The organism is Mesorhizobium sp. M7A.F.Ca.CA.003.01.2.1 (genome assembly GCF_003998945.1).
Classification (GTDB): Bacteria; Pseudomonadota; Alphaproteobacteria; order Rhizobiales; family Rhizobiaceae; genus Mesorhizobium; species Mesorhizobium ciceri.
This window is the reverse complement of record NZ_RZRA01000454.1, coordinates 1-4,433: the sequence shown is the minus strand read 5'-3', so window position 1 is coordinate 4,433 and position 4,433 is coordinate 1. Positions and strand designations below refer to the sequence as shown.

5 protein-coding genes are annotated in these 4,433 nt (G+C 61.7%); 2 read left to right on the top strand and 3 right to left on the bottom strand.

All coding sequences use genetic code 11. From position 1 onward, the window contains the following. Positions 1-1,340 (top strand): biotin/lipoyl-containing protein (locus EN969_RS18540; protein ID WP_127419295.1); only part of this gene is annotated, 1,340 nt, incomplete at its 5' end. Between the two features lie 91 nt (positions 1,341-1,431). Here the strand turns inward: EN969_RS18540 and EN969_RS18535 are convergent. Both EN969_RS18535 and EN969_RS18530 read right to left on the bottom strand, forming a co-directional pair. Next, entirely contained in the window at positions 1,432-2,553 is a 1,122-nt protein-coding gene (locus tag EN969_RS18535; protein WP_013532613.1) for an ABC transporter substrate-binding protein, read from the bottom strand. 392 nt (positions 2,554-2,945) lie between these two features. Further along, positions 2,946-3,212, bottom strand: coding sequence for a sel1 repeat family protein (locus EN969_RS18530; RefSeq protein WP_013532614.1), 267 nt, complete (start codon positions 3,210-3,212; stop codon positions 2,946-2,948). Between the two features lie 446 nt (positions 3,213-3,658). Between EN969_RS18530 and EN969_RS18525 the strand changes: the two genes are divergently transcribed. Beyond that, entirely contained in the window at positions 3,659-4,000 is a 342-nt protein-coding gene (locus EN969_RS18525) for a DUF2147 domain-containing protein (RefSeq protein WP_013532615.1), read from the top strand. Positions 4,001-4,166: 166 nt separating this feature from the next. Here the strand turns inward: EN969_RS18525 and EN969_RS35560 are convergent. Further along, positions 4,167-4,433: hypothetical protein (locus EN969_RS35560; RefSeq protein ID WP_206525179.1), on the bottom strand; the 267-nt coding region annotated here is incomplete at its 5' end.

The window sequence follows — 4,433 nt, the reverse complement described above, 5'->3', positions numbered from 1 at the left end:
GCGACAATTTGGGCAATGTCGTGCATCTCTACGAGCGCGATTGCTCGGCGCAGCGCCGCCACCAGAAGGTGATCGAGGAATCGCCGGCGCCCGGCATGACGCCCGCTTTGCGCAAGGCGATGACGGAGGCGGCAGTGAAGGCCGCCAAGGCGATCAATTATTCAGGCGCCGGCACCATCGAGTTCATCGTCGATGCCTCGCAGGGCCTGAAGGCCGACCGCTTCTGGTTCATGGAGATGAACACCCGTCTGCAGGTCGAGCACCCGGTCACCGAAATGGTCACCGGCACCGACCTGGTCGAGTGGCAGTTGCGGGTCGCGTCAGGCGAAAAGCTGCCCAAGACGCAAAGCGAGATCGCGCTCGTCGGCCATGCCTTCGAGGCGCGCATCTATGCCGAGGACGCGGCAAAAGGGTTCCTGCCGGCGACCGGTACGCTGCATCATCTGAAATTTCCGGATGCGGCCCCGCAAGGCGCCACGATTCGCATCGAGACTGGCGTGCGAGCGGGTGACGCCATCTCGCCCTATTACGACCCGATGATTGCCAAGCTGGTCGTCCACGCAACGGACAGGCAGGCGGCTCTGGAGGCGCTTGGCGCGGCGCTATCCCGGACCGAGATCGCCGGCTCGACCGTCAACACCGCCTTTCTTGCCGCTCTCGCCGCCGATCCGGATTTCGCCGCAGGCGATGTTGACACCAGCCTGATCGCCAGGCACCAGACGGCGCTGACCGAGGTCGCGCCGCCGACCGGCGAAACCATCGCTGCCGCGGCCGTTGCGGCCTCCGGCGCCGGAGCATCGCCGTCACCCAACGATCCGTGGTCGTCGCTTGCCGGTTATGCGCATTTCCACAGCGTGGCGCGACGCACACGTTTGAAGTTTGGCGAAGACGAAATCGTGGCGAAAGTTTCGGTGCGGCATGACGGGCGGTTCCAGGTGACGCTGGACAAGCCCTATGACGACACCAATTCGCATGATTTTCGCTCAACACCACGCCTCGCCCGCTGGCCAGGCCACATCACCCTGTTCGAAGGCGCCGTCGGCTACACCTTTACGGTGCCGGACCCGCTCGCACGAGCCGACGAGGCAGCGGCGGGTTCAGGCAGCCTGCGCGCGCCGATGCCGGGACTGGTCAAGCTGGTGCGCGTGGGAAAGGGCGATGCCGTGATCAAGGGTCAACCGCTGCTGATCCTGGAGGCGATGAAGATGGAACACACCATCGCCGCGCCGCATGACGGCGTGATCGCCGAGATCGCCACCGAGGGCGTGCAGGTGACCGACGGGACGGTGCTGGTACGGTTCGTCGAGGAACAAGCCGCTTCGGCCGCTGTAGCCAGCTGACGGTTCGAAAGGCAGACTACAGGGCAAACAAGAAAATGGCCGGGGACGACCCCGGCCATTTCCCTATGCTATTCAGTCGCCGGGCCGGCGATTACTGCGCGATCGGCGCATATTTTCCGTCATGCCACTGGTTGATGTCGTAGCTGGCATTCTTGAGATCGCCCTTCTCGTCGAAGGTGACATTACCGACGACGGTGCTGATCGGCGTGCCGTTCTTCAGCGCCTCGGCAACCTTGGCCGGATCGTCGCTGCCGGCACGCTTGATGCCTTCGGCGAATGCCTGGATGGTGGCGTATGAGAACAGCGTGAAGCCCTCCGGCACGAAACCGCCGGCCTTGATCTTCTCGACGGCTGCCTTGGCTTCCGGCTTTGCCTGCGGATCCGACGGGAAGACGAACATGGTGCCCTCGCCGGCCGGGCCAGCGACCTGCCAGAATTCCGGCGAGGCGATGGAGTCCGGCATGATCAGCTGGAACTTCAGGTTCTGTTCCGCCGACTGACGCAGGATCAGGCCAGCTTCAGGATGGTAGCCGCCGAAATAGACGACGTCGGCTTTCAAGTCCTTGAGCTTGGTAACGAGAGCCGAATAGTCCTTCTCGCCAGCGTTGATGCCGTCATAGTAGACCTCCTTGAGGCCGCCGGCATTCATCGTTGCCCTGACGGCGTCAGCCACGCCCTGTCCGTAGGCGCTCTTGTCGTGCAGGACGACGACATTCTTGCCGGCGAACTTCTTGGCGATCCATGGGCCGATGAAGGCGCCCTGCGCATCGTCACGCGTATAAAGGCGCATGATCGTCGGCCAGCCGGCCTTGGCGGCCGCGTCGGTCAGCACCGGGTTGGAAGAAGCCGGGCTCATCATCAGCGCGCCGGCTTCGGCATAGACGGCCGAGGCCGGAATGCTCGAACCCGAGCAGGCATGGCCGTCGATGAACTTGACGCCATCGGCGACGACGCGGTTGGCAACCGACACCGCCTGCTTGGGATCGCACTGGTCGTCTTCGATATCAAGCTTGATCATCGACCCGTTGACGCCGCCAGCGGCGTTGATCGCATCGGCAGCGGCCTGTGCGCCCTGCTTGAACTGATCGCCGATGGTGGCGAGCTGTCCGGTCATCGGGCCGATCACCGCAAAGGTGATATCGTCGGCGAATGCGACCGGCGTGCTCATCATCAGGCCGAATATGGCCGCGTTCAAAATACTCAATTTTTTCATGATGGTAGAACTCCTCCACTCACGCGCGGCCGCCCCGGCCACGCTTCTTCCAGAGAGGCGGGACAATTTTATCCTTCATTCGGCCTGTCTAGGCGCATTGGCGCCGCTCGATTGGGCCTGCAAGACGTCATCCACGCAAAAACCCACGCCAGCCTTGTTCCGGCTGGTCGTGGCTTTTTTGCCCGTCGAGCAATCTCCAGGCGCCCCGCCCCTAAAAATCCCGCTCAGCTTCCCTGTGTCGCGCACGACTGGGCCTTGCGGCCTGCCGCGTTCTTTCTCTTGCCCTCGTGACCGTCTTGCGCGGCCTTCAATTTCGCCGGGTCCGGCCGTCTGTGCGGCCTTGATCCCGGAGCTTCCCTGTCTTCGATAGGCCTGTCTGCGATTGGCAGATTTCAGTGCATGGTCATCCATTCGCGGGCTTCGCGAAGCGCCGTGGCGATCTCGACCTTCGACATGGCCGCCGACAGTTCCGAGCGCAGTTCCGCGGCGCGGGCCGAGCCCTTGATGGCGGCGATGTTGAACCATTTGTGGGCGGCAACGACATCGGTCTCGCAATCGCGGCCGGTCGCATACATCATGCCCAGTTCGAAAAGGATGTCGGCCTGGGCAGTTGCCCCCATGGCGCCGAAACCTGCTTCAAGCATTTCAAAACGTGCCATTTCAATCCCCTGTTTCCGGCCCCTGTCAGGCTCCCGAGAGCTGCCTTCTTTCGTCCTTGGCGGCTGCTCTTCCGATGCTTTCGAGAATGCCGTGCAGGCTTGAATCCGTCGTTAAATGGCGTGCTTAATTTGAGGAAAACAAAGCTAAAACAAGAGGTAAACGCGGAAATTCGTTAAGGATACAAAGCCAGCAATTCAGCCTGCTTGCGTCAAATTTGACGAAAATTTCCCGATGCCAATTCAAGACTTCGCTAACCACAGGAGACAAAGGCGATGCGCCGATCGTTTCATTTCCTTGGCCAGGAGGCGCATTCGGGGCCCTTCAAAATCCGAAAGTCTTCCGTTGCGGCACCGCTTTTGTTTTGCCGGGAGCTGGATTAGCTTACGTTTGCGTAAGCGGCAGACCGAGGCGGAGCATCCGGCCGGACATCTAAAGGGAGGAAGACATGTTTCGAAGAGTGAGCCTGGCCCTTGCGGCCACATTGATCATGGCCGGTGCGGCCTGGGCCGATCCGATCGAGGGCAATTGGAAGACGCAGGCCGGCGACACCGCAGCCATCGCTGGCGGCGGCTCGTTTTCCATCACGCTCAAGTCCGGCAAATATGCCGGCAAGACCATCGGCTCGCTCAAGGCGACGGGCGACAACAAATATGCCGGCAACATCACCGATCCGGCAAACGACAAGACCTATTCGGGCAAGGCGACATTGTCGGGCACCTCTCTCAAGATGAGCGGCTGCGTGCTCGGCGGGCTGATCTGCAAGAGCCAGACCTGGCACAAGCTCTGATCGAGCGCATCTTTCCGACCTGATGACGGGGCCCCGACGGGCCCCGTTTTCGTTTTGTCGACACATCCTGCGCCGGTGATGCTCGATGGAGGCCGGCGGCTATCCAACCGACGCCGGCGCCGTCGAAACCCCGTCAATCATCTTGAACCGCAGATGAACGCCGCCATCAGAGCCGGTTCAGTTGCATCAGGGCATTCTCCGGCGTGTTGAAGGAGACCGACCCAATGCTTGCTCGCCGCTTCACCATCGTCTGCCTGCTGGTGAGCCTGTTTGGAATGTTCTTCGCCATCCTCGTCGCTGAAGCGGGCCGTCCGGCCCGCGCCTGGGACGAAGCCAGTTCCAGAACCTGCCGCCTCGCCTGCCCCACCCATCTTCGCAACTGAACAAAGAAACCAAGACCTCGAAAAGAAAAGCTGAACGCCATGAACCGCAT

Bases quoted from the DNA above. Each gene is read 5' to 3' on its own strand.
- EN969_RS18535 (WP_013532613.1), bottom strand. From the start codon at position 2,553: ATGAAAAAATTGAGTATTTTGAACGCGGCCATATTCGGCCTGATGATG.
- EN969_RS18525 (WP_013532615.1), top strand. From the start codon at position 3,659: ATGTTTCGAAGAGTGAGCCTGGCCCTTGCGGCCACATTGATCATGGCC.
- EN969_RS18530 (WP_013532614.1), bottom strand. From the start codon at position 3,212: ATGGCACGTTTTGAAATGCTTGAAGCAGGTTTCGGCGCCATGGGGGCA.